The following is a 25,241-nucleotide window of genomic DNA, read 5'->3' as shown; positions in this document are numbered from 1 at the left end:
TCCCTCGCTTCGCAACCAGCCAATGCCCTTTCCCATTACACAGGCCTACTGCTGCCAGAGCTTTTTCCGGCACTGAGGGAAGTCCGGCCCTCCGGATAAACGTTAGTACTAAATATGATTGTTGCTTCAACTGCAGTACCTTTTTATCGAGGGTAGTACGGTTAGCTTTGTCGAAAACTTGCAGCTACGTTGATCAATGGGCCCGCCTTCCCGTAAGTTTCGGGAAAAATTTGCGCATCAGCTGGCTTGTGCTTGGGGATGGGGCCTTGGCTGGTTGTCTGAAGCGAAGGTTTGCGCGTTTCAGGGGACAAGCAGCCAAGGCCCCGAGCTGATGAGCAAATTTGTGCGGTTGCTATGTGCGGCCAAGGAACATTCGGGAAGGCTTGACGTTATTCACAAATTATTTGTTATTTAATGGTGTTCATGGTCTCGCTTTGCTCGGCATTGTTTCCTTTTGTGTCAAGACAAAAGGACTAGGCCTTTCCGCGGCCATGAGCGGAGAAAAATTCCGGAGCTTTTGAATAAAATTAAAAAGCCCTATCACAGCATTTGCAATCCGAACAAGGGTTGATTTGATTGTTATTGGAGTTCATGGTCTCGCTTCGCTCGGCATGGTTTCTTTTTGTGCAAGACAAAAAGATAAAAGGATCTCAAGGTGCCTTTGTCGCACAAGTCAACCGCACAGTTCCTGCATTAGCGTTCGAGGGCTGCGCCTGTTTGGGACCAAGACGCACGGGCTTTCACTTCAGCCAACCAGCCAATGCCCTCTTCCCTGGCTCAAACCCTGCTGATTCAGGAACTTTTTCCAACCCTAAGGGAAGTCCGGCCCGGGATCAGCGGTAGTGAATTTGAGTTGCAATTAACAACCAGCACTCTTAGTCATCAGGGCGATACTAAATTAATTAATAGTTACTATTTAGATTTAATCTAATTTATTTGTGAAAAAGAAAAAAAGGTGCTTCTTTTGCCCTTACTTAGAATCAATCCAAATAAGATGAAACAAAAGATACCTTTTTTAACACTTCTACTTAGCGTTGTCCTTTTGAATTTTAGCAGCCTTTTTGCCCAATCTACCGGTACTATCCGGGGCAGCATAAGCACACCCGATGGAAAGCCAGCTGAGAAAATATCCGTAATGCTGAAAGGAAAAGGACGCGGCACGGCGACGAATACTGCAGGAGAGTATTCATTCAATGAGCTACGCCCCGGCGCCTATATGGTACGGGTGACTGCGGTAGGTTCGCTTGCCCAGGAAAAAACTGTAGAACTGGGTGCTGGTGAGACAATTGTCGCGGACTTTGTACTTAGCGCTGATGCTGCACGATTGCAAGAGGTCACTATCTCTTCCCAGAAAGTAAATACGCTTCATACCAGAAAAAGTGAATCGGTAGCGAGATTACCCCTGGAGAACCTGGAGAATCCGCAAGTATACACCACGATCAACAAAGAGTTGATGCAATTGCAGATGACGATTAATTTCAATGATGCTTTGAAAAATTCCTCTGGAATCGACAAGCTTTGGTCTTCTACCGGCCGTGCAGGCGATGGAGCAGCCTACTATAATCTCCGCGGGTTTGCCACCCAAGCTTCAATGGTAAACGGGATTGCAGGCCTGACTAACGGAGATCTGGATCCAGCGAACATTGAAAAGATCGAGGTAATCAAAGGTCCATCCGGTACACTTTTCGGCGGTGCCCTGACTAATTTCGGCGGTTTGATCAACATCGTGACCAAAAGACCACTTGATACGCTTGGTGGCGAGCTAAGCTATACAACAGGTAGCTTTGACCTAAACAGACTTAGTGGCGATATTTATGGGCCGGTGAGCAAGGACGGTAAACTGACGGGGCGCCTTAACACGGCCTACAATTACCGCAACAGCTTTCAGGATGCAGGCTTTTCGCGGTCCTTTTTTGTAGCACCGGCCCTTGAATACAAGGTAAGCGATCGCCTACGTTTGAACCTGGATGCGCAATTTTACAATTATGAGGGCACTAATCCCTTGATGGTATTTCTAAACAGAAGTCGCCAGCTGATCGCCAGGACACCCGCAGAATTGAACTTTAATTTCGAGCGCTCCTACACCAGTAATGACGTTACTTTTCAAACTCCTACCAGTAATATCTTCGGTCAGATCACCTACAAACTGTCTGACTCCTGGACCTCGCAAACCAGCTTCTCCAGAAGCAACCGCCAGTCAAACGGCCTTTACCAGTATGTCATGTTCATCGGTGCTACCGATGATCTGCTGAATCGGTATGTGGCCGACCAGAACTCTATCAGCACTTCCGGAAACTTCCAGCAGAACTTCACGGGCGACTTCCAGATTGCCGGACTAAGAAACAGGCTGGTGGCCGGATTCGACGCATTGAGACTGGAAACGCGCAATAACAATTCACCCTATATCTTATTTGATCAGGTAAATTCTGTTCAAGCAGACGACGCCAACTATGGAAAACTAAACGAAGCCGCAGTGGAAGCGAAATTAGCAGCAAGTACTGCGGCTTTCACAAAGAACACCTTGCTAAATAACGTCTACGGTGCGTACGTCTCTAACGTATTAAATATCACACCAGAACTGATGGCGATGTTAAGTGTTCGCGTGGACCGCTTCGATAACCGGGGCACTTTTAACCAAAGCAATGGTTCAACCACCGGAAAGTACCTGCAAACCGCCTGGTCTCCCAAATTGGGATTGGTTTATCAGGTAGTTAAAGACAAGGTTGCGCTATTCGGAAATTACATGAATGGCTTTAAAAACGTAGCGCCTGTCACTCAGCCGCTTCCTGACTATTCAGGAACCTTCAAACCGCAACATGCAAACCAGCTGGAAGGTGGGGTAAAACTTGATATCTTCCGAAATAAACTAAGTCTTACTGCGAGCTATTACGACATTACTGTATCGAATATGACACGTGCCGAAACTATCACAGTAAACGGAACTCCTTACAACGTAACGATTCAGGATGGAACACAGACGAGCAAAGGATTTGAAACTGACGTCGTGAGCAATCCCTTAAAGGGGCTGAACATCGTAGCAGGCTATAGCTATAACGACAGCAAAATGACGAAAGCCGCCGCTGGAGTACAAGGCCGTCGGCCGGTCACTGCGGGCCCGGCGCACCTGGTGAACGCTTGGATCAGCTATTCCATACAGCAACGAGCATTAAAAGGATTGGGCTTTGGTTTCGGTGGAAATTATGCAAGTGAAAATTTGATCACCAACTCAGCTGCTACGGGGGTATTTTCTATCCCGGCTTATACCGTTCTGAATGCCACGGCCTTTTATAATGCCCGCTTATATAGAATCAGCCTGAAAGTGGATAATATCAGCAATGAAACTTATTATAAAGGTTGGACAACGGTAGAGCCGCAGCTTCCAAGAAGTGTGCTGGCGGGTATTGCTTTCAAACTGTAAAATGGCAGCGACAAGCCCTTCGAACCCAAAAAAGAAGAAGATCTCCTCATTTTTACACCTATGGCTCGGACTAGCGTCCGGGCTGGTGGTGTTTATAGTCGCGGTAACTGGCTGCCTCTACGTATTTCATAAAGAGATTTCGCAGGTAGCAGACCGGGAGACGCTATATATTGAGCCGCCAGCCGCCGGCAGCTCCCTCCTGCCGATCGGTGAACTGAAGGAACGGGCGGAAAAAGCGCTCCAGCAGAAGGTCTATTCCATAACTACTTATAGAGATCAGCAGCATGCCTGGGAGTTTATGGTGTTTGAACCAGGCGACAAAGAAGCGCTTTGGTTCTTCGATACAGTGAAAGCCTACAAATCGGCCTTCCTTAATCCATACACCGGGGAGCTTACAGGGCTGAAGGACTACAAGCAGGATTTCTTCATCATCGTTAAATACCTGCACTGGAGTTTGCTGCTCAATACCAAGTACGGACAGCCCATTGTTGGTTATGCTACCCTGATCTTTGTGGTACTCCTCATCACCGGCCTGATCCTGTGGTGGCCCAGGAACTGGAACCGCCATAATTTGCGCAAAAGTTTTAGCATCAACTGGAGGGCTAGTTTTAAGCGTCTAAATTATGATTTGCACAATGTCCCAGGCTTCTACGCTATGTTGATCCTGTTGATTCTGGCCCTCACCGGCATGAACTGGGCAATGAAATGGTTCCAGACGGCGGTCTATGTAGTCGCCTCACAGTCGGTCACTCCACCTGTCAAGAAGGTCTACAGCTCTGATTCTACCGCTGTTCCTGTAAAAGATCCGCTTCAGGCAGCCTATCTGCAAGCGCTTTCCCGTTTTCCGGATGCCAAGAGGATCGCGCTTTCACCCGCAAAAGATGCATCGGGGGCGATTTCTGCCACTGGCTATTACGGGACGGAAACCTATTACGACGCAGATGTGCTGAAGCTCGACCAATACAGCGGCAAGCTGCTGGGCAGGGAGAATTTCTCCGACAAGAATAACGGGGAGAAAATCATAAAGATGAACTACGATATTCATGTGGGTGCTGTTTGGGGGCTGACCGGGAAGATCATCGCCTTTATCGCCAGCCTTATTGCGGCAAGTTTACCGGTTACCGGCTTTATCATCTGGTGGGGACGACGAAAGAAAGCCAGAAAAGCGGCCAGATTACCGAGAAAACGGCGTCAAGGAGGGAACGGAGTTGTCATAAGGGAATGAAGGTTATAAGTGATACCGCTTTCATCTCGATTGGAGAAAAGAGATATAAAGCCGTTGATGAATCAAGACCGCAACAACTCGGGCAATTTCTGAAACAGCCGGAAACAAGTTCTCTTTAAATTTAACAGTGCAGAAGGAAGAAATGATCCCTTTTCTTAATCGATTTCGTATTCAGAAATAATTGTCCGTCTAAATTCCATTACCTCTGGCGAGATTTTAAAGCCATTTCCACCATATCCCTTGGCGAAGGTTTGGATCTCGTCATTTGAGGAATAGCCTGAATGGTCGGTAGCGGCGCTGCCCGCGTTGCTGATGTAAACCAGTTTCCCGAGTTCTACATTTGCCCTGCTGCTAAGTTTCTTCGCCGACTGAAGGGCATCGTCGTATGCCAGCAGGTCGGCTTCTCTAAAGAGACTGTCGGCCTTTGAATGGTCAAACTGGATCTGCGAAATACTACTGATCTTTGTTGCCAGCAGATTTCCCGTCAGTTCAGTAAATTTCCGGATATCGTGCAACACGAAGTCGATGGACTGTTCTGCCTGGTACCCGGCAAATACGTTCGCTCTGCCATTATATTCGTAATGCTTATTAGCAGATATACTGCTTGTTTTTATATCGTTTTCGTTTGAACTGTACCGGCCAAGGATGTTCAACACGGAATCTACTGTCTGCTGGGTCATTCGAACAGCATCGGCCATCCGGGGTTGCGTGAAGGAAACCTGAAGGGTCAAAATCACCAAATCGGGTTTCGCCCTGATCTTTCCTTCTCCTGTCACACGAATCGTTTCTGCTTTCTGATGAGGCCTGAAGTTACAAGCGGATAACAGGAGACAAATAAATGATAAGGCGTATTTCATAATTGCAATTGTAAGATTTGAGGAGAAAAATAGGGAAATATAGTAACAATACAAAAAGGCAGGTCTGCAGGAATAGCACCGAGGGTATTTTCTTACCATCTCAGCAAAGGATGAATCTAAATCCTTTAATAAAGAGGGAGATTGTCATAAGTCAGGCCGAATTCAAGTAAAAAAGTAGTCGCTGTTCAGGAAGGAACTGATGAACAACGCGTTTTTTGTATCTTTAACCATGGACCTTATCGGAAAGTACAAATTAGCAGAATTTATTAAGGCCTATCCCGAAGACGAAAGAGCGCTGTCTGCATGGCTTAAACAAGATCGGCTTGATCATGGTCTCTATTCGCCGGTCTTTCGACCCAGCTTTGCTAGCTGTAGTCCCTTCGGGAAGTTTCAGCTTAACTATGTCTATAATCGAGGTCTTAGATGGGGATACGTGCACTACGCAGGCAAGGAGCATAAGAGTATTCCGGGCGATGTTACGATGCCAGAAATCCAGGAGGACCTGATAGCAGAATCAATCACGATCATGACCGGAAGAGGGCGGACTAAAACGATCATCGAACGAAAGGAAGTCCCAAACAAGCTTCGCGATGAAGACTATCCCATCCCCCAGGCCGAAGCGGCGAAAGCGTCGCAAAGAACTGAAAAGGAAGAACGTAAAGCTATTGGGAATGACAAGGAATATAAACGGCTGTATTTCCGGGCGTTAATGATATTTAACTCAGAACCCGGCACCAAAGAATATGAAGAGCTATTGTCATTGCTACCGCTGATCAGGGACTATGAAGATGACCAATTTCGGTTTATGGAGGTGACCTTGCTGGACGTGGTGGGGCTTCATATGGAGGAGCGTAGATATACGACCGACCTGTTGGCACTAGACTTAGGGGAACCGTTTGAAAGCGTCAAAGCCTTCCTGGAAACAGGAGCACCCTTATCTAAAAAAGGAATGAAAAAGCTGGTTAAGATCTTTCGCTTAGGGGCTTTTTTACCTTAGGTACTATTACAACTAAGATTACCGGATTCGGGCCAGAGGGCACCCTTGCTCCGCACCCTCCTCCTAAGGTAAGCGCGGCGAGGACTGATATCTAACGGTATGAAACGGTATGTCTGCCCTTCAATCAGCCACGGTTGTAACTTTAGCCACCTTTTCTATTGTTTCAACACCACTACACTGGCTACCGTTTGCCAGTTTTGGCTGACCTGCTGGTAAAAAGGTACATCGTCCGATCCACCTTTCCAGATATAATAAGTTTTTCGATCGCTGGAGCCGTTGTAGCTCACTGCATGTTCTAAGGCGCGGGTTTTAATTCCGGCCAATACCCGGTCAAGGTTAAAATTAAACACCACTTTGTAATTGTCCTGCGGTTGAATATTGAAGTCGTTCACAGCGATATTTGCTTCAAAAGGAAGTGAGCTGGCCACTACCACCGTGTCCCGTCCCGCACGGCTGTTCTCAAACGTTCCCTTCAGGTAAAAGGCCAATTCGGATTTTGGAGATTTCCGTAAAAGTAGCTTCACCTTGACGTTAGTGTAAGATCCGGAAGGTAGCTTAAATACGCCTGCTAATGCATCACTGTCAAAAATATTCATATTCTTCCCAACAATGATCGTGGTGTCAAGCATCTTATTACTCATTCCCACAAACGAAATCTTTTCTACCCAAATGCTGGCGGAAGACCAGTTAACAGCTACCATTGAATCGGTTAAAACCTGTGCTGACTTTATTGCGGTAGCTTTGGTGCCTGTCCCTAAAGCTTTAGCAAAGTAAGATACTTCCCCCTGAGCAGCAGTGCCAGGTTTCCCGGGAGCGTCATCTCCTTTTTGACAAGAAAGTGTTGCAGAAGCGATCAATAGCAGCGCTAAGATGTGTTTTAAGGTTAAAGTTTGCATTTGTTTCAGGTTTACAATTGAATTAATGGTATAAATATATGCAGAAGAACTAGATGAAAGTTAGCTATGGATGAAAAGATTTCAGGAAAGGGATGAGAGATCGAAACCACTTTCCTCTATGTTTTGCTCTTAAAAAGGTGTTTATCCTTTTCTTTTCCAGAGTAATGACTAAATTTGAACGCAAAGCGCTCTCCCCAGGGATCCACATAGCGATGAGTTGAATAGATGATGTGATCCACGCTTGTACTTAAACATTTTTTATCACAATTGAATGAGAAGATTTTTACTCCTTATCGCAGCTATTTTACCCATTGTCTCGTCTTTTGCGCAAACAACACCTGTCATTACCTCACTGGATCCTTACTCAGGTGCTGCAGGTACTGAAGTTACGATTGACGGCACGGGCTTTGCATCAAGCGCACCGGATAACATTGTTTTCTTCGGTAAGAAGAAAGCCTCCGTTATTTCCGCTACTGCAACCGAGATAAAGGTGCAAGTCCCTGCCGGCGCCACTTATGGATCCGTTTCGGTTACCAGCAACGGCCTCACCGCTTACTCAGTCAAACCTTTTCTTCCCCGATATACCGGATCAGTTATTGGGCCGGGAACCTTTCTATCCAAGATAAGCTACGACACTGGGGTGGGGGCCGAAAGTGTGGAGTTGGCCGACTTGGACAACGATGGCAAATTGGATATCCTGGTGATAAACCGGGACTCCTATTATATTTCTCTTTACAGAAACACAACTTCAAACTCTACACAGACCTCTTTTGCAGAAGAACTTACATACCACCTTGGTTATGGTGCTGATAATTTAGCAGCTGGAGACCTTGATGGAGACGGCAAGGCTGATGTGGTAGTAATGGACAAGAACACTGGGCGAATAAGCATCTTAAAAAACACCGGAACACCGGGTAAGATCAGCTTTCAACGATCGGAAATAGCTGGTCTTTTTGCTGCCTTTGATGCCTTAATCAGGGACGTTGATTACGACGGGAAACCAGATATAATTACCGCCGACCTGTGGAATAGAACAATTACGGTTTTGAGAAATGAAGGCGGCAGCACGGGTATCACCTTCTCAAAAAGCGTCTATCAGGCCCCTTACTCTCCCACTGCACTTATAATGACGGACGTTGATGGAGATGGGATTGCCGATCTCATTGCAGCGAACACGGATGCAGATGGAAGTTCCTTTTCGGTCTTTAAAAACTTAAGCAAGCCGGGGCAGGTTTCCCTTGCAGGAAGGGTAGATATTGCCGGAGAAGGCGGAAATTTGAAACAAATCACTTCCGCCGACTACGATGGGGACGGGCTCCCGGACATCGCTGTTACCAATACGGCTTCCCGACATATCTCGGTCTATAAAAACACCAGCACTACCGGAAATATCTCCTTTCCCCTCACTGAAAAGACCGACTATCCAGCTACTTTCTCAGCAGCAGATATCATTTCAGCAGACCTGAATGACGACGGGAAAGCTGATCTTCTTGTCGCTAATTCCAATGGATCGAACGTGAGCATATTAAAGAATGCGAGCAGTCCGGGAACGATTAATTTCGGCGAACATGTCGACTATCAGCTACCTGGTCCTTCAGGACTAGCTCTCACAGATCTAAATGATGATAAAAAGCCAGACCTTGCAGTAAGTAGCCGTTATAGAAGAGAACTATTTATACTAAATGGGCATGGCAACGCCTCGGAAATAACTGCTTTTTTGCCATCAAACGGTCTTGAAGGCGAAACAGTGACCATAACAGGAAAAAACCTCCTAAATGCAAATTCAGTGTACTTCGGAGGCCGACCAGCCGCTTCTTTTACTGTCAATTCTTCAACAAGTATTTCTGCAATCATAGGAAAAGGAAACACCGGAAGCGTTTCTGTAACACTCCCTCACGGTATCGCTTCCCTGAATAAGTTTCGGTATGAAGCCAATGTGCCGATAATCAGTACCATCTCTCCTGCAAGTGCCTCAGCAGGGAGTACCATCACTGTAAACGGTGCCAACTTTAATCAGGAGGCTGAGCAGAATTTCGTTTACTTCGGACCGGTGAAAGGAGAAGTTATGACCGCGACAACCTCATCATTGCTGGTCAAAGTGCCATTAGCAGCTGCCAACCAACCTATTTCTGTGACTGCAAAGAATTTGACCGGCACATCGGCAAGAACGTTCTATCCGTCTTTTCCCGGAACAACGCAGATTGATATAAACTCTTTTCGTAGCAAGATAGATTTTACAGCAGGCATCGCTCCTACTGACATGGTTGCGGCCGATTTTGATGGAGATCAAAAAGTAGATATTGTAACTGTGAACAGTGGCGGTTTGTCAAGTGCAGGTACACTCGGCATTTTAAGGAACACGAGCTCATCGGGAAGTTCCGCCTATCTCTCTCAGGGAAGTATTACTGCCGGTAGTAATCCGGCAGCCGTATCTGCGCCTGATATGAATAGAGATGGAAAACCGGACCTGCTTTGGGTAAGTAAAGGCAGCAATAGTTTTTTTGTGAGTCTTAATACCAGTCAAGCTGGATCTATCTCATTTACATCCCCCTTCGCCTTTCAGGTAAACGCCCCTTCTACGATTACTGCCGGGGACCTGGATCTTGATGGTAAGCCTGATGTTGTAGTTGGCCATGTACTTGAGAACCGCGTTTCAATTTACAGAAATGTTTCTATCAATGACACAACTCAATTCTCGTTACCACAAGTATTTACAGCTGATGCGCCCGTGACGTGCATCGCAATCGGCGATATGAATAATGATAAAACCCAAGACCTGGTTATTGGTCACGCTACTGTTGCTAGTGTCCTGATCTATGGAGGCGGCAGCACTCCCGACTACATCGGCTTTGGGCCACAGCTCCGCCTTACAGCAGCCAGCACAGTTTCGTCTTTGAAGCTGAATGACATCGACGGCGACGGAAAAGTCGATATTGTAACTACCGGTGCAGCTGTCAGTGCATTTAGAAATACCAACACAGGGAACTCACTGTCCTTTTCAACCGGCACAACTCTTCCTTTCTCCGGCACCTCAACTGGCCTTGCTGTAGCTGATCTGGACGGAGACAGGATGCCTGAGGTTGTCATTTCAGACAAAAACAACAATAACGCTTCAGTGTACAAAAACACCAGCACCAGCGGTTTAATCAACTTTTCGTCGGCCGTAAATTTCGCTACCGGCGCCGAGCCCGCGGGAATTCTCATTAATGACTTCGACGGTGATGGTGTTCCGGATCTTGCCGCTGCCAACAGCAGCACTTCGGCAAATTCTGTGAGTATACTTCGTAACCTCACGAACCAGCCGGAAGCGAATGCTGCCAGTGTCCCAAAGATCACCTCCTTTAGCCCAAGCTCCGGTGTCAACGGAACTTCGGTGACTATCACAGGTACGAACTTTAGTCCAACGCCCGGAAATAATATCGTTTACTTTGGTGCAGTAAAAGCACAGGTACAGGCTGCCAGCAGCACCTCATTAACAGTAGCAGTTCCCCTCAGCGCGACCTTTGCGCCCATCACCGTAACCGTCAATAATCTGACTGCCTATTCCCAGAAGCCCTTTATGGTAAAACAGGTGAATCCCATCCAGATGGAGTCCAAAACGTTTTCTCCAAAGAGCGATTTCCCAACCGGTGGAGTAAATAGCGTGGCGGTGGGAGATTTGGACGGTGATGGAAAATCTGAAATAATCGCAACAAGCGTAAGTTTATCGCCGCATGCTACTACGATTGCTGTGCTTAAAAATACCGGTAGCAGGGAACAGATTTCCTTCGATCCTAAACTAAATTTCACCACCGGCGAATCGCCCTCTGCTGCAGCTTTGGGAGACTTCAATGGAGATGGAAAATTGGATGTAGTGACGGCAAATCAGAATGGTAACAGTGTATCTGTTTTAATAAACAACACCGCTGGCACCATCTCCTTCCAACCAAAAATCGATCTGACCACTGGAATTAATCCTTCAGCCGTTGCAGTTACCGATATCGACCAGGATGGTAAACCGGATATAGTGGTCACAAACGGAGGCGAGAAGTCGTTCTCCATTTTCAGAAACACGAGTACCAATGGTACTGTCAGTTTTGCTGACAAAGTAGATTTTGCCGCAGGAAGCAGTCCGGTAAGTTTGGCTATAGCAGATTTCGACGGAGACGGTAAACCAGATGTAGCGGTAGGCAGCATGACAAGCACTACCATTGATATTCGTAGAAATGAGAGCAGCATAGGCTCTATTTCTTTCGCCGGATCAACGTATGTTAACGCATCCGCCTACCTCCTTTCTCTGGCTGCCGGCGATCTAAACAATGACAACAAGCCCGACCTGATTGCTGCGAACGACCTTACCCATACTGTTTCAGTAATTAAAAACACGAGTACCATCGGTTCAATTTCTTTTGATGCTAAAGCAGATTACCCCACCGGAAAAAATCCGAGGGGGCTCGCTCTAAATGACCTGGATGGTGACGGACTGGTAGACGTAGCTGTTGCGAATTTTAGCTCGAACAGTATATCGGTACTGAGAAACACCAGCACGAGTTCTATTTCATTGGCGGAAACGCTGGACCTACCCACAGGCCAGCAACCCTCAAGTGTTGCCCTTGCCGACCTTGATAATGATAACAGGACCGATATCCTTGCTGCGAACAGCAATAGCTTTTCAAGCTCGGTATCAGTCATCCTAAATGCCCCTAAAGCACGGCCCTTCATCCAAACCTTTGCGCCGGCGTCTGGTGCGGCAGGCACTACTGTAACTATACAGGGAGCAAACTTTAGTCCGATAGCGGCTGAGAATATTGTTTTTTTTGGGGCGGTAAAAGCTAAGGTTACTGCTGCGACGGTGAAGACCCTTACGGTAACCGTTCCTCTGGGAGCCACCTATGAACCGATTAGTGTTACGACCAATGAACTGACAGCATTTTCAGCTAAGCCTTTCCACGTTCTTTTCCCCGGTGCTGCCAGCACCTTCACACAGGCTTCGTTCGAGAAGAAAACAGATATCGCGACGGGCAGGGGGCCACGAGCTGTATCTCTGGCAGATTTCGATGGGGATGGTAAAGCAGACATGGTATCGGCCAACGTATTCTCAAACACTATATCTGTATTTAGGAATACAGGGACGAATGGGAACGCGGCACTCGCTGAGAAATTAGACCTGCCGGCGAATAATGAACCGGTGTGTATCGCTATTGCAGATGTTACCCGCGACGGCAAGTTGGATTTAATTACCACGAATTACAATTCGGGTAGTAACAGTGCTGTTTCGGTTTATAAGAACACGAGTACACCGGGGGCTATTTCCTTTGCAACCAAAGTAGATTACGCTGATGGTTTAAGAGGTTCCTATGGCGTGGCGGCAACAGACTTTGACGGCGACGGAAAGACGGATCTGGTATTGGTAAACCAATCCTCCAACACCGCCTCTGTTTTCAGAAACATAAGCACGGAGGGGACGGTATCTTTCGCAGCTAAAGTTGATTTTCTGACTGGCGATCGTCCCTATGGAATTGCCATTGGCGACTTTAACATGGATGGGAAGCCAGATTTCGCAGTCACTAACAGGTTCTCGAATACGGTCTCCGTGCACAGAAACACCAGCAATGTGGGTACCATTTCTTTTGCTGCCGGCATCCAGTTTACTACGGGGTCGGATCCCCTGCAAACTGCTGTAGCTGATCTTGACGCAGATGGTAAATTAGATATCGCGGTACTAAACACCGCATCCAACACGGTATCTGTATTAAAGAACATCAGCACTAATGGCTCCATCGCCTTTGCCGGGAAAGTAGATTACTATACAGGCAGCGGTCCCAACGGTATCGCGATCACTGATCTGGACGGTGAAGGAAAGCCAGATTTAGCTATAGTAAATTTTGAAGCCGGCTACGGAACAACCGTCTCTGTACTAAAGAATACCAGTACAAATACTGCCCTTTCTTTTGACTGGAAGGTAGATTATGCTACTGGCCTTGGAGCCGACTGGGTGTCTGCAGGCGATGTAAATAATGACGGTCGCCCCGACCTGGTAGTAGCCAACTATACAGATAACAGCATATCGATCCTACCTAACAAATATCAAGTACCAGACATTAGGCTTTTTAGTCCGGCTACAGCTGCTGCTGGCGATACGGTTATGATCAGCGGTGTAAATTTAGGCAGAGTCACCGAGGTTAAATTTGGCGGAACTGCGGCGACCTTTATCGTCAAATCCCCTACCCATATTACTGCCACACTTGGAACCGGAAGTTCCGGAACTGTTTCCGTCACATCGCCGGAAGGCAGTGATTCCGTGACCGGCTTTACTTTTATCCCAAAGCCTGCTGTATTCACATTTTCGCCGCCAGTTGGAGGTAGCGGAACCACCATAACAATAAGCGGCACTAATTTAAGCGGGGCGACTGCTGTTAAGTTCGGAGGCACGGCCGCAGCATCCTTTACCGTGAATTCGGCGACAAGTATTACTGCCGTAGTAGGTGCAGGATCTACGGGGAGTGTGTCTGTAGAGACGCCCGGAGGTGAAGGCACTATCGCAGGCTTCACTTACATTGCCGGGCCTGTTATTAATTCATTCAATCCCCTCTCAGGCAAGGAAGGGACTACCGTTACGATCAGTGGTACAAACTTTTCAGGAGCAACAGCCGTAAGCTTCGGGGATGTGTCCGCTGCTTCTTTCACTGTCGTCTCCCCTACTACCATCACTGCGGTTGTAGGTGCTGGAGGCGCGGGACCTGTTTCAGTGAAAACAGCAGGCGGAACGGCCAGCAAAGCAGGCTTTAATTTTACTGCTGCTCCGCTTATTACTTCATTTGATCTATCGAGAGGTAGTCTTGGTTCCGTGGTGACTATTACAGGAACTAATTTATCTGATGTTACAGCGGTAAGTTTCGGGGGAAGTCCAGCGAGTTCATTTACGGTCGTATCCGCCACTACTATCAAAGCGGTAGTTGGAGAAGGAGCCACGGGCCGCATATCGGTAACATCTCCCGGAGGTGTAGCAACAAGCAATGCTGATTTTACCTATTTGGTTAAGCATACTATCAGCTCCTTTGCTCCTACCGAAGCAGGTGAAGGTGAACGGGTGACTATAACGGGTACTAATTTTTCAGAGAACTCCGTTGTCATGTTCGGTAATTATGATGCTACCTCTGTGATATTTGTATCTCCAACAACCCTTATTGGAGTGGTTGGCAAGGGAAGCAGCGGAAGCGTGACCGTTAGCGCCCAGGGCTGGGACGTATCGCTGCCCGGCTTTACATTTTTAAATAAGCCAGCGCCCACGCTGACTGGCTTTACCCCTTCTGCCGCTGCAAAAGGTACGCGGGTAACGATCAGCGGACAGAATTTTACAGGTACCACTTCTGTTAGCTTTGGAGGGGTTGAAGCAACCTGGTTCAGCGTAGAATCGCCCAACACCATCATTGCGATTGTTGATGGAGGTGCTGACGGCCAAGTAAAGGTGACAACTGCCGGCGGCTCTGCTACCAAAAGTGGTTTTAGCTTCATTAAGGCACCTGTTATTACCTCCTTCAGTCCTGCTGTAGGGGGATTAGGCAGCACCATTACCATAACAGGAGAAAACCTGGCGGGTGTTAGCGCGGTAAGTATCGGCGGCACCCCTGCGGCCTCCTTTACCCTCAACTCTCCCACTTCTGTTTCGGCGGTGGTGGGTTCCGCTGCCAGCGGTGCTGTTTCGGTTACCACAGCGGGTGGAAGCACCTCTAAAGAAGGGTTTACTTTCATCCCCAAGCCTTTTATTAGTGCTGCAGGCAACACCACTTTTATCACGGGCGGAAAAGTAAATCTGAATTTCTCGTCTTCCCTGAACATACCGGTTCCTTACACCTTGCAGTGGTCGAGAAACGGTGTTCCAATCCTTGGTGCCAACGGTACAAGCTATGAAGCCAGGTCGGCTGGATCTTACTCGGTTATGCTGAGTGCCGGCTCTTTTTCTATCAGTGCTGAGCCAGTCGAAGTCAAAGTGATATTCGCCCTTCCCCCCGATAATTTCAACATAAGGAATACCAACGAGACCTGTCGCAGTAGCAATGATGGCTCGGTTAAGATAACCGCAAAAAATCCAATGAGCTATAATGCACGCATAACCGGGGGCGGTATCAACGCCGATTACACCTTTAGTATTAGCAAGGACATTAACAACCTTGGCGCCGGGAAGTACTCAGTTTGTATCACCGTACCAGACCAGCCCGGTTATCAGCAGTGTTATTCGGTAAGCATCACCGAACCTGAGGACTTGGCGGTTTATACGAATTTCAACGAAGAAACAAATAAGCTGAGGTTACAAATGGCGGGCGGTGAGAACTACGTTGTTGATTTTAACGGAACAACTTATACCACTAAACAAGGTACGATCGAGCTTCCCCTCGTAAACGGGACTAACCGCATAAAAGTGAGGACAGGAAAAGACTGTCAGGGTGTTTTTGAGCGGGTAATTAATCTATTGCCTTCAGCCAGGGTTTACCCTAACCCATTTGACGATCTATTGAATTTAAGTATTCCCAATCCCGGGGAAGATATCGTGATGGTAAGGGTGCTTTCTACAAGCGGAACAGTGGTATACGAAAAGATAGCTCAGCTACCCGAGGGCCAGCTGCAATTAAATCTTCAGCACCTGCAACCGGCAATGTATATCCTGTCAGTGAAGAACGGTAAACACGAGTCATTATTAAAAGTCATCAAGAAATGAGGAAGCTAATTCTATCAGTGCTAATTGTCTCCCTGGCGGGGTGCTCAGGAAAAAAAGATACACCAGTGCTTCCCCCGGAGAAAGCAAGTTTGGTTTTTCCGCTTCAGAACCAGGTGTGTACTTCGGGCAGTGTCATTTCCAACAGCCAAAGTATTATCGAATTCAAATGGAATCCGGCCGGGAATGCGCAATCTTACGAGCTCCACATCAAGCACCTGCTAAAAGATTCGGCCGTAGTTAAAACCACTTCTGCTACAAGTCTGTCTGTCCCGCTCTCCAGGAACACTCCCTATTCCTGGTACGTGATTTCGAAGTCATCAAAGACAGCAGAAACAGCGAAGAGTGAAGGCTGGAAATTTTATAATTCGGGACCGGCTTCCAGCTCTTACGCGCCCTACCCCGCAACAATAAATGCACCTGCAATGGCTGAAAGTTTTCCTCAAGGGACACAAAAGGTGAACCTGAACTGGAGCGGGAATGACGTCGACTGGGATATCAGCACTTACGACGTTTATTTCGGTACCGAAGGCAACCTTTCCCTGCTAAAAACGGATACAAAGGAAACCAGTATAACCGATGTTACGGTGAGAAGTGGGACAACCTATTACTGGAAGGTGATTACCAAAGATGCTAAAGGGAACAGTTCAGAAACGGTAGTTTATCAATTTAGTGTGAAATAAGCTGATACCTATCAACGGGTTAAGCATAAACGCTCCTTGTTACTGCTGAGCAAGGAGCGTTATTATGGTCTCGACGAAAGCGAGTTTTTATGAGATCATAGAGCGTACCTGTCTCTCAGCAGCTATACACAAATTTCTCCCCCCTTTGCAGTTTCTCCTTCACTCGTCCTATCGCTTCTTTCAAATTATCAGCTTCCTCCTTCTCCAGTACACAAGCATATGCTTTCCTATAAAGGTCCAGGGCCTTTCGGTCGTCCTGATTTTTCTCTTCCAGCAAGCCCAGCTGCTGGTAGATGAAAGACCTCTCCATGCCCGGTACCTTGAGCGCCTGAGATGCCAGCTCTCCGGCTTTCTTCTTCATATTTAAAAAGACCAGGAGTTTAAGAAACTCCTGGTAGGCTTCAGGAAAACCTGGTTCCAGCTCTATGCATTTGCCGAAATAGTATCCGGCTGCCTGATAATCCTGAGTATAATAGTAGTTCAGAATGCCGACCTGAAAATAAGCGCGTGCATAGCCAGGATCGGCCAGCAGCAGCTCGTTGAATAATCGCAGCGACTTTGCTGCTTCTCCATATCGCAGCTCTTCTATTGCCTGAATGTACCGCTCATCTGTAGTACAATAAATGTCCATAATAATTAATGTCTGGTAATCAATAAAACTCAAAGGGTTCCCCGGATTATCCTTACCGGGTTTCCCCGCTCCAGTGAATGGTGTTCGTGCCATTGCTCCTGTCGCTGTTGACTGAATGCCCGCTCCTGCAGTTGATACAGCTTTTCTTCCAGGCGGCGGATAGCTATCTTTTTATTTTCAAGTTGAGAACGGCTGTCCATCACCTGTACCTGCAGTCCGCTAGGCAGATGGGTAGCACGAACCGCTGTTTCCACCTTATTGACGTTCTGCCCGCCCGGTCCCGAAGCGCGAAAGGTTTCAAAGCGCAGTTCTGATTCCTGCAGGAATGAAACGTCTCGTTCTGCCCCTGTCGCTTTTTCATTGCATGCGGGAGGCAATTGGTCGAATACTTCCAACCCTACGAACCAGTTTTTTCGCTTATGGCCGGTCCGGTAAGGGCTCTTTCCGATCCAAAGAATACTTCCTCTCCAGCCCGAAAGAAAGGCACCAAGCAACTCCCCTTTTAAGCGGAGGGTAGTGGAAAGTAGTGTCCCTGCTTTTTCGGCTTTTACCGCTTCCATTACTTCGGTTTTCATTCCCCTGCCTTCTGCTTCTTTCCGGAAAATTTCCTGCACTTTATACACTACCCGCGCGCATTCCAGGGGACCGCGTCCTGCAGTAATTTGAATAATCTTTTCTTCCATATCTACTCCTTGTTCATCCGTACTAGGCGGGGTTGAAAGCTACCCTCGATGGTTACGAGGTCCCTTTGAGCGCGCATTACGTTGTCAATATCCTTGTAGGCTGACGGGTTTTCCTCCACGCTTCCCCCGATCAGCTCTACTCCCGCTTTCAGCAACATCTTCTTCAAGGCCGAGGGAGTCATGCTATTCTTTGCCTTTTGCCTGCTCATTGCTCTTCCTGCTCCATGTGAAGCAGAAAACAGAGAGCTGTGCCGGCCCGAGCCCCGCACCAGATAAGCAGGTGTACACATACTCCCGGGAATAATACCCAGTTCTCCGGCATGGGCGGGGGTGGCCCCCTTCCTATGGATGATTACCTCCCGTCCATCAGGCAGCGTATCTTTCCAGGCGAAGTTGTGGTGGTTCTCTACACGAGCCAGTGTTTCCAGCCCCAGCGATCGAAGCAGGTTGGCGTGGATACGGTCGTGGCAAGCTTGGGCGTACTCTCCCGCAAAATTCATGTGTTGCCAGTAGGCTTGTCCTGCCTCGGTCTGCAGATCGAGCCAGGCTAGCTGCTGCGCCTGCCTTGGAAGTTTACAGGTGTCCATGGCGATTTTTGTGAAGTGCATCGTAATAGCCGCACCTAAGCCACGGCTTCCTGAATGGGAAAGCAGGGCAAGGTATTTCTTCGGTTCAAGCCCCAGACTATTTTCCCCGTGCAAAGAGATCTCCCCGAACTCCACAAAGTGATTGCCGCTGCCGGAACTTCCCAGCTGCCTTACTGCTTTAGCATGCAAAGGCTTGAGCAGTGAACTGGTTTTGAACAGCGGGCTGTCCAGCACTTCGTGTTCTTGCCGGAAAGCTAGTCCCCCCTCCATCCCAAAGTGGGTAAAGTCGCGAAGTGCCTGCTTTAACTTATAGTCGTATCGCTTCAGATACAGTTCGCCAGCATCCAGGATGGAAAGGGCCATACGACAGCCGATGTCCATGCCCACGCCGTAAGGTATGACGACGTTTTCAGTAGCAAGTACCCCGCCTATAGGTAAACCGTAGCCGCTATGTGCATCGGGCAGAAGCGCAGCCTGCACGCTGACGGGCAAGGAAGTGGCCAGCTTCATTTGTTTCAAAGCCTGTTCCTCGATTTCCTTGCCGCCGTAGACTTTCAGAGGCGCATGCTCTTCCAGAAGATCATAGGCCAGCTTCTTCGCCTGCGGCTTAGCTGTAAAGGCCATCGCAATTTTACTCGTCAGTGGATCGGCGATAAAGGCCTCGGGCTCTTCCTTTATCCGAGCCAGCAAGTCCCATTGCTCCTCCACACCGCTGTGCTTAAAATGCCTGGTAAAAATGTTCACTACCAGGCTCCTCAACTGATTATTGGTATAACCCAATTGGGTTAAGTATTTTGTTTTTAAATGGTTGCCCATGTCTTTGTTTTTTTGTGTAACTGGATCGAAACGAGGAAAAGCAGTAGGAATAAAGCGTGAGGTCCAGCAGCACGAGCGTTATCTATAGCAGAAACAGCAGCGTCACCTGGGACTTCAGACGCCGGCGAATTCAGCTCACCCTTAGTTCAATCCCTGATCACTGAGCATTTCAGCGATCAATCAATAAGTAAATATTTTGAAATAGTAAAGTTGATTCATTCCCCAAGGACGGGAATATACCTTTCCGCAATGCCTGGCATTACAACTCAAGCAACATTTGATCGAAATACAATAAATGATGGATTCAGCTAAAAGCTGAAGGCGAAAGGGCTATATGTGAATAGTGTGATTCATAACTCCAGGTATTAAGACGTACAGGAATTGAGGCAAAGATAGAAAGATTTTCTTTTCCGAAGAAATGTTTTTTCTAAGCCGACAAGAGAGACATTGGTGGTCAATAAAATAAAGGACATGCTACAGTTCTCCCAGCGACACACAGGCAGCAAAGAGTCCGTCTGCGTCAGCAAAAACGCCGTATTTCCCTGTCCTTAACATTGAGCTAACACTCCCCTGCTACCTTTGCTGCAATTCGATCAACGAATGGAGAGCTTAGATACAAGGGATTTAATTGCAGGGATCATCAGTGGCGATAAGGAAGCGTTCAGTGAGTTCTACAACCGGAATTGGGAGTTTCTTTACCAGTTTGCTATCAGTCGATTAAAAGATACCGACGAGGCAAAAGATGTAGTGCAGGAAATATTTGTAACGGCGTGGTTGAAAAAAGAACAGCTGGAAAGCGTAGAAAATATCCGAGCCTACCTCCTGACGATGGTGAAGCATGAAACCATCCGGAAAATCAGCCATGCCTTAAGGTTGCAGGAAAAAATCACACACTACCACGAATACGTTCTCCCTTCCTTCGTACTTCCCGACGATCATGCTGCTTACAAAGAACTCGTCAGTATTCTCGACCGGGAAATAGAAAACCTACCCGACCGTCAAAGGGAAATATACAGGCTTAATAAAGAGCAGGAGCTAAGTATTCAGGAAATCGCCGCTCAGCTAAACCTTTCCAGCCAAACCGTGAAGAACCAGCTCGGACTTGCAAAAAAACGTCTTAGGACGGCGGCGAGCGAAGCTATGCTGGGCCTGCTGTTCCTCATGCAGTAGGTCGCCCATTAAAGAAACAATTTCTTAATATTTTCATAACCAGGTCGGACCGGTACTTTCCTTCATAACTTTCCTCATGCTTATATACAACAATAAGCATGAATGATAAACAACTGCTCCGGCTCTTCGATAAATACCTTTCCGGAACGGCAAGTCAGGAAGAACTCGAGTTTATCGAGGGATGGTTCCGAAGAACAGGCGCTAAAGTTCCACCTGTGCTTTCTGATCAGCAAAGGGAGCATATCCGCACTGACATCTATCGCAGTATTGAAAAGAGGATAGATCCTGAGCCGGTGAAGAGTTCCGGCAGGTTGATCAAAGTCCTGCCATTCTTATTCAAGGCAGCTGCCCTTCTTGGCTTCGCCCTCTTATTCTATGGTTCCTACGAATATTTAAAAACGGGTAAAAAGCACGGGAAAACCCGCGAGGTGCCGGTCTTTACGGAGCTGCACGTACCTGCGGGACAAAAAGCTAAAATAACGCTGCCGGACAGCAGTACCATCTGGCTGAACGGGCGTAGCAGCATTCGCTACAGTAAAACGTTTGACAAAATCAGGGAGGTATACCTGGACAAGGGCGAAGCATTCTTTGAAGTAAAGCACGATAAGCAGCGGCCTTTCGTAGTCCATTCAGCTGGTATCGATACGCGGGTATTAGGTACTTCCTTCAATATTTCCGCCGGCAGCAGAGAGGAAGATTTCGTGCTTTGTGTAAGTACCGGCAGGGTGCTCGTTTCCGAAAGTCAGGGGAACCGCCGAGTGATTGACACCGTTACCAGGGGATATCGCCTTAACTACCGTCGCAAAGACGGTGGCTTTAGCAAAAACACGGCAGATGTAAGCAATTATACTGCCTGGAAGGATAACCTCCTCGTATTTAAGGACGCGACCTGGACGGAAATCAAATCAAAAATTGAAAACTGGTACGACGTTGAGGTAATATTTCAGGGAACGCGTTCGGGAAAACAATTGTTCACCGCAGCCTACCGGGATAAGCCTTTGCGCGAAGTGCTGGAATCGCTCCGGGACATCAACTCCTTCCACTACCGCATCGATAACAGGAAAGTTTTTATAAGTCATTAACCAGGATCAGCCAAAGGAGGACAGTATATGTAAGATAACGCTTTTAAACAAAGCTGCCCGAGCTATTGGCCCAGCTCCGGGCAGCAGGTCTTTAATCTCTTTCAATAATTAAAAACAGTTAAATGTATGAAAAAACACTTAAAAAAACTCTTTTACCATACCATACCCATCATGAAATTCTCGCTTTTAGTCTTCACAGTCATAGCAGTATTGAGTGGTTCATTAATGGCTAATAAAACCCGGGCGCAGCAGTTGAACCAGGTCAGGCTGCGTTTGGAAAACCGCCCGGGAACGTTGGACGAACTGTTGCAGGAGCTACAGCAGAAATCCGGCTTTATGATCATGTACAACTCCCGGGATTTGGGTGGAGAGCGACCACTCCCCTTCACCCTGCCCAGAAATGAGCAGTCGTTAAAACAAATCTTGGACCTGCTTTCCCGCGAGATGCCGATAAGCTACCGTCAGTCGGGCGAAAATATCTATGTGCGACGCAAGGCACAGCCCGGCAGCATAAGGGGCTCCGTAACGGACGAATCCGGCGAGAGCCTACCTGGTGCCAGTGTCCGTGTAAAAGGGACCAACAAAGGTACCATGACCAATATGCAAGGTACCTATGTGCTCTCACTCGAGCCGGGAAACTATACGCTAGTAGTAAGCTATATCGGCTACCAGAGTCGTGAATACCCTGTTACCGTTGCTGAAGGCAGCGATCAGGAGTTGAATGTCAGCCTTAAAGCGATGGCGCAATTGAAAGAAGTGGTGGTCAGCTACGGGCAGCAGCGCAGAGCTGAAATCACAGGAGCTATAGCCCAGGTAGATGCCGAGGACCTTCAGGACCAGCCGGTAGGTCAGTTTGCCCAACAACTACAGGGACGAATTGCAGGGGTCCAGATCAACCAATACAGTGGCCAGCCCGGAAGAGGCATCGAATTCCGGATACGGGGAGCTGCCTCACTTTTTGCGGACAACCAGCCACTGGTAGTAATTGACGGAATACCGGTGACCGGAAGTATCAACAATATCAATCCGGCAGAAATTGAATCTTTCACCGTCCTGAAGGATGCCTCATCAACCGCGCTCTACGGATCAAGGGCAGCAAACGGTGTCATATTGATCACTACCAGGCACGCGAAAGCGGGGGAATCGAAAGTAGAGTTCAACAGTTTTTATGGGATCCAAAAAATCCCGGAAGGCAGAATACCGAAAATGATGACGGCACGCGAGTTCGCCGAATTTCAAAACGAGTATTATGAAGACAGAGTAAAATACGAAAACTACAAAGGGACGCTGGATCCCGTGTATCAGAATCCGGAACGCTACGGCGAAGGAACCAACTGGTTCAACACCCTCACCGAAACGAATCCTATTCAAAAGTATGACCTGATCGTATCCTCGGCGAGAGAGCGTTCCAGCTCTACCATCATTGCAGGCTATTTGAATCACCAGGGAGTCGTGTTAAACACCGGAACCCAGCTCTTTTCGCTTCGTCTCAACCAGGATCTTCGTTTGAATAACGACCGGATAAAGCTTGGATTTAATATCGCGCCAAGTTACCGGATAGATCATAATAACCGACTGAGCACCGATGGCCTGAATGGTCTGATGGAGAAAGTCGTAGAAGCTAGTCCATTGATTTCCCCAGTAAACCCTGATGGTACCATGCCGCTTTACGTTAACTCGCCGGGCATGGTGACAAATCTGAATCCTTACGCCCAATTTTTACAGACGAAGGACGACTACAAGACGACCCGGATCCTGGGAAATGCCTACCTCAACTACGAGTTTCTGAAAGGCTTGAGCCTGAAAACCAATTTCGCGGTTGACAAGGGGGCAGAAACCCGGAACCGCTTTGTGCCTTCCACCATTGTGGCAAATGGTATCGCCAGTGGATTAAGCAGTGCAGTTGACAATTACTCCTGGACAGCAGAGGCTAATCTGCATTACAATAAAACCTTTTTTGATTACCACCATGTGGAGGCGCTGGTTGGCTATTCTGCCCAAAAGTTCGATCAGGAAAGTAACTCCGTAACGGGTACCAATTTTCCAAATGATGATGTGGAATGGATCTCGGCAGCGACAGCGATCAGTGAGGGTAGCAGCAATACCACCCATTATTCCCTTATCTCACAGATCGCCCGACTGAACTATAATTTCAAAAGAAAGTATCTTCTATCAGGCGCCGTTCGCCGCGACGGTTCTTCCCGATTTGGCAGTAACCGGAAATATGGCTACTTCCCTTCCGTAGCCGCGGGCTGGGTATTGAGTGAAGAGCCGTTCATGGATAGGTTTACCAAGCTGGACCTCCTGAAACTTCGCGCCAGCTACGGTATCACAGGTAATAACAGCATTGGAAATTATACCTTTATTCCTAATACAGGTAGCTATAATTATGTATTTGGAAATCAACTAACTCCTGGCATTTCCATCAGTAACCTGGGCAACGTGGATCTTGCCTGGGAGCGGAACAAACAGTTTAATATCGGAGCAGACTTAAGCATTCTGGATAATCGCGTATCATTTACCTACGATTATTATGATAAGATATCAGACGGGTTGATCATGGACATGCCGATTCCCCGCGCTTCCGGATTTACCACCATTAAATCTAACGTTGGAGTGCTTGAGCTATGGGGACATGAGCTTAGTCTGAATACGGTAAACCTCACCGGAAAGCTCAAGTGGAACAGCAGTTTCAACATGTCTTTCGACCGCAACCGGATTAAATCACTCGTAAATCCTGGCTTCCTTCGCCGGAACAACACTACTTCCTCCGACTATTACCGCCACCAGGAAGGTCGCTCGCTAGGCGAATTCTACGGCTTCGTTTTCGAGGGTTTGTATAAAGACGAGCAGGATCTGGCCAATTCTCCGAAGTTGCAGATCTCCGGTCTGAAATCGGCAGTAGGTACCGTCAAAATGAAGGACGTGAACGGAGATGGCTTTATCACCAACGACGACCGTACCTTCATTGGAAACCCCACCCCAGATTTCAACTTCGGTTTCTTCAACGACTTCCGATACAAAAATTTCGACTTAAATATCGCCATGGCGGGATCTGTTGGAGGAAAAATTATGAACCCAGGAAAATGGGCCTACCTGGCTAACCTCGACGGTGCCCGCATGATGCTGGCTGCTACGAAGGACCGGTGGAGGTCGCCGGAGAATCCTGGTTCGGGTGTTTATCCGCGCACCATGTCGGGCACTACCGGTCTCGGTCGCAGTGTAAACACCCAGTGGATCGAGGATGTCTCCTACCTGACTGCCAAAAATATCTCCCTGGGCTATACCGTGCCTCTAAAGAATAGTAAGACGCTGAGCAACCTTCGCATTTATGCCTCCGTGCAACAGGCTTTCACTATCAGCAACTATTCGGGCATGAATCCGGAAGTAAATGTGGGAGGAATGGACCCGTCAAAGGGTCTGGGGATCGACGAGAATGCGTACCCTGTTCCCCGTACTTTTTCTTTAGGTATCAACACAACATTCAGATAAACGACACAGACA

General features: G+C 47.7%; 13 protein-coding genes. 8 read left to right on the top strand and 5 right to left on the bottom strand.

The genetic code is table 11. The features are described 5' to 3' along the window. Positions 1 to 994 precede the first annotated feature (994 nt). Positions 995 to 3,418 carry a TonB-dependent receptor gene (locus tag J4N23_RS08000; protein ID WP_207425029.1) on the top strand — a complete coding sequence of 808 codons (2,424 nt, stop codon included), beginning with the start codon at positions 995 to 997 and terminating at the stop codon, positions 3,416 to 3,418. 1 nt (position 3,419) lies between these two features. Further along, positions 3,420 to 4,643 (top strand): PepSY domain-containing protein, encoded by a 1,224-nt coding sequence (locus J4N23_RS07995; protein ID WP_207425028.1) that lies wholly within the window; start codon positions 3,420 to 3,422, stop codon positions 4,641 to 4,643. Between the two features lie 155 nt (positions 4,644 to 4,798). On the opposite strand, the gene J4N23_RS07990 is transcribed toward J4N23_RS07995, so the two are convergent. Next, entirely contained in the window at positions 4,799 to 5,500 is a 702-nt protein-coding gene (locus J4N23_RS07990; RefSeq protein ID WP_207425027.1) for an SIMPL domain-containing protein, read from the bottom strand. A gap of 199 nt (positions 5,501 to 5,699) precedes the next feature. Here J4N23_RS07990 and J4N23_RS07985 point away from each other — a divergent pair, with 199 nt between their 5' ends. Further along, positions 5,700 to 6,497 (top strand): hypothetical protein, encoded by a 798-nt coding sequence (locus tag J4N23_RS07985; protein ID WP_207425026.1) that lies wholly within the window; start codon positions 5,700 to 5,702, stop codon positions 6,495 to 6,497. Positions 6,498 to 6,652: 155 nt separating this feature from the next. Here the strand turns inward: J4N23_RS07985 and J4N23_RS07980 are convergent, their stop codons facing one another. Further along, positions 6,653 to 7,393: a hypothetical protein gene (locus tag J4N23_RS07980; RefSeq protein WP_207425025.1), complete on the bottom strand. Its 741-nt coding sequence runs from the start codon at positions 7,391 to 7,393 to the stop codon at positions 6,653 to 6,655. A gap of 271 nt (positions 7,394 to 7,664) precedes the next feature. Between J4N23_RS07980 and J4N23_RS07975 the strand changes: the two genes are divergently transcribed. Next, on the top strand, positions 7,665 to 16,088 hold the full coding sequence (locus tag J4N23_RS07975) for an FG-GAP-like repeat-containing protein (protein WP_207425024.1): 8,424 nt from the start codon (positions 7,665 to 7,667) through the stop codon (positions 16,086 to 16,088). After that, positions 16,085 to 16,768, top strand: a complete 684-nt coding sequence (locus J4N23_RS07970; protein WP_207425023.1) for a hypothetical protein — start codon at positions 16,085 to 16,087, stop codon at positions 16,766 to 16,768. Before J4N23_RS07975 ends, J4N23_RS07970 begins: the two co-directional genes overlap by 4 nt. A gap of 115 nt (positions 16,769 to 16,883) precedes the next feature. Here the strand turns inward: J4N23_RS07970 and J4N23_RS07965 are convergent, their stop codons facing one another. The 3 genes from J4N23_RS07965 to J4N23_RS07955 are packed head-to-tail and all read right to left on the bottom strand — an operon-like array spanning position 16,884 to position 19,485. Beyond that, positions 16,884 to 17,399 carry a hypothetical protein gene (locus J4N23_RS07965; RefSeq protein WP_207425022.1) on the bottom strand — a complete coding sequence of 172 codons (516 nt, stop codon included), beginning with the start codon at positions 17,397 to 17,399 and terminating at the stop codon, positions 16,884 to 16,886. Positions 17,400 to 17,428: 29 nt separating this feature from the next. After that, entirely contained in the window at positions 17,429 to 18,082 is a 654-nt protein-coding gene (gene prfH / locus J4N23_RS07960; RefSeq protein ID WP_207425021.1) for a peptide chain release factor H, read from the bottom strand. A gap of 2 nt (positions 18,083 to 18,084) precedes the next feature. Next, complete coding sequence (locus tag J4N23_RS07955) at positions 18,085 to 19,485, bottom strand: RtcB family protein (RefSeq protein WP_207425020.1); 1,401 nt, start codon at positions 19,483 to 19,485, stop codon at positions 18,085 to 18,087. A gap of 600 nt (positions 19,486 to 20,085) precedes the next feature. Between J4N23_RS07955 and J4N23_RS07950 the strand changes: the two genes are divergently transcribed. The 3 genes from J4N23_RS07950 (at position 20,086) to J4N23_RS07940 (ending at position 25,229) form a co-directional block, all read left to right on the top strand. Continuing rightward, complete coding sequence (locus tag J4N23_RS07950) at positions 20,086 to 20,655, top strand: RNA polymerase sigma factor (protein WP_207425019.1); 570 nt, start codon at positions 20,086 to 20,088, stop codon at positions 20,653 to 20,655. 98 nt (positions 20,656 to 20,753) lie between these two features. Further along, positions 20,754 to 21,737 carry a FecR family protein gene (locus J4N23_RS07945; protein ID WP_207425018.1) on the top strand — a complete coding sequence of 328 codons (984 nt, stop codon included), beginning with the start codon at positions 20,754 to 20,756 and terminating at the stop codon, positions 21,735 to 21,737. 126 nt (positions 21,738 to 21,863) lie between these two features. Continuing rightward, on the top strand, positions 21,864 to 25,229 hold the full coding sequence (locus J4N23_RS07940) for a SusC/RagA family TonB-linked outer membrane protein (RefSeq protein WP_242689029.1): 3,366 nt from the start codon (positions 21,864 to 21,866) through the stop codon (positions 25,227 to 25,229). Positions 25,230 to 25,241 lie beyond the last annotated feature (12 nt).

It is taken from the genome of Pedobacter sp. SYSU D00535 (genome assembly GCF_017355855.1).
In the GTDB taxonomy this organism is placed as follows: domain Bacteria; phylum Bacteroidota; class Bacteroidia; order Sphingobacteriales; family Sphingobacteriaceae; genus Desertivirga.
The sequence above is the reverse complement of the archived record's forward strand: the minus strand, read 5'-3'. Positions and strand labels throughout refer to the sequence as shown.

Coding starts and splice junctions, on each gene's coding strand:
- J4N23_RS07990 (WP_207425027.1), bottom strand. CDS start 5,500: ATGAAATACGCCTTATCATTTATTTGTCTCCTGTTATCCGCTTGTAAC.
- J4N23_RS07955 (WP_207425020.1), bottom strand. CDS start 19,485: ATGGGCAACCATTTAAAAACAAAATACTTAACCCAATTGGGTTATACC.
- J4N23_RS07995 (WP_207425028.1), top strand. CDS start 3,420: ATGGCAGCGACAAGCCCTTCGAACCCAAAAAAGAAGAAGATCTCCTCA.
- J4N23_RS07945 (WP_207425018.1), top strand. CDS start 20,754: ATGAATGATAAACAACTGCTCCGGCTCTTCGATAAATACCTTTCCGGA.
- J4N23_RS08000 (WP_207425029.1), top strand. CDS start 995: ATGAAACAAAAGATACCTTTTTTAACACTTCTACTTAGCGTTGTCCTT.
- prfH (WP_207425021.1), bottom strand. CDS start 18,082: ATGGAAGAAAAGATTATTCAAATTACTGCAGGACGCGGTCCCCTGGAA.
- J4N23_RS07940 (WP_242689029.1), top strand. CDS start 21,864: ATGAAAAAACACTTAAAAAAACTCTTTTACCATACCATACCCATCATG.
- J4N23_RS07965 (WP_207425022.1), bottom strand. CDS start 17,399: ATGGACATTTATTGTACTACAGATGAGCGGTACATTCAGGCAATAGAA.
- J4N23_RS07980 (WP_207425025.1), bottom strand. CDS start 7,393: ATGCAAACTTTAACCTTAAAACACATCTTAGCGCTGCTATTGATCGCT.
- J4N23_RS07970 (WP_207425023.1), top strand. CDS start 16,085: ATGAGGAAGCTAATTCTATCAGTGCTAATTGTCTCCCTGGCGGGGTGC.
- J4N23_RS07985 (WP_207425026.1), top strand. CDS start 5,700: ATGAACAACGCGTTTTTTGTATCTTTAACCATGGACCTTATCGGAAAG.
- J4N23_RS07975 (WP_207425024.1), top strand. CDS start 7,665: ATGAGAAGATTTTTACTCCTTATCGCAGCTATTTTACCCATTGTCTCG.
- J4N23_RS07950 (WP_207425019.1), top strand. CDS start 20,086: ATGGAGAGCTTAGATACAAGGGATTTAATTGCAGGGATCATCAGTGGC.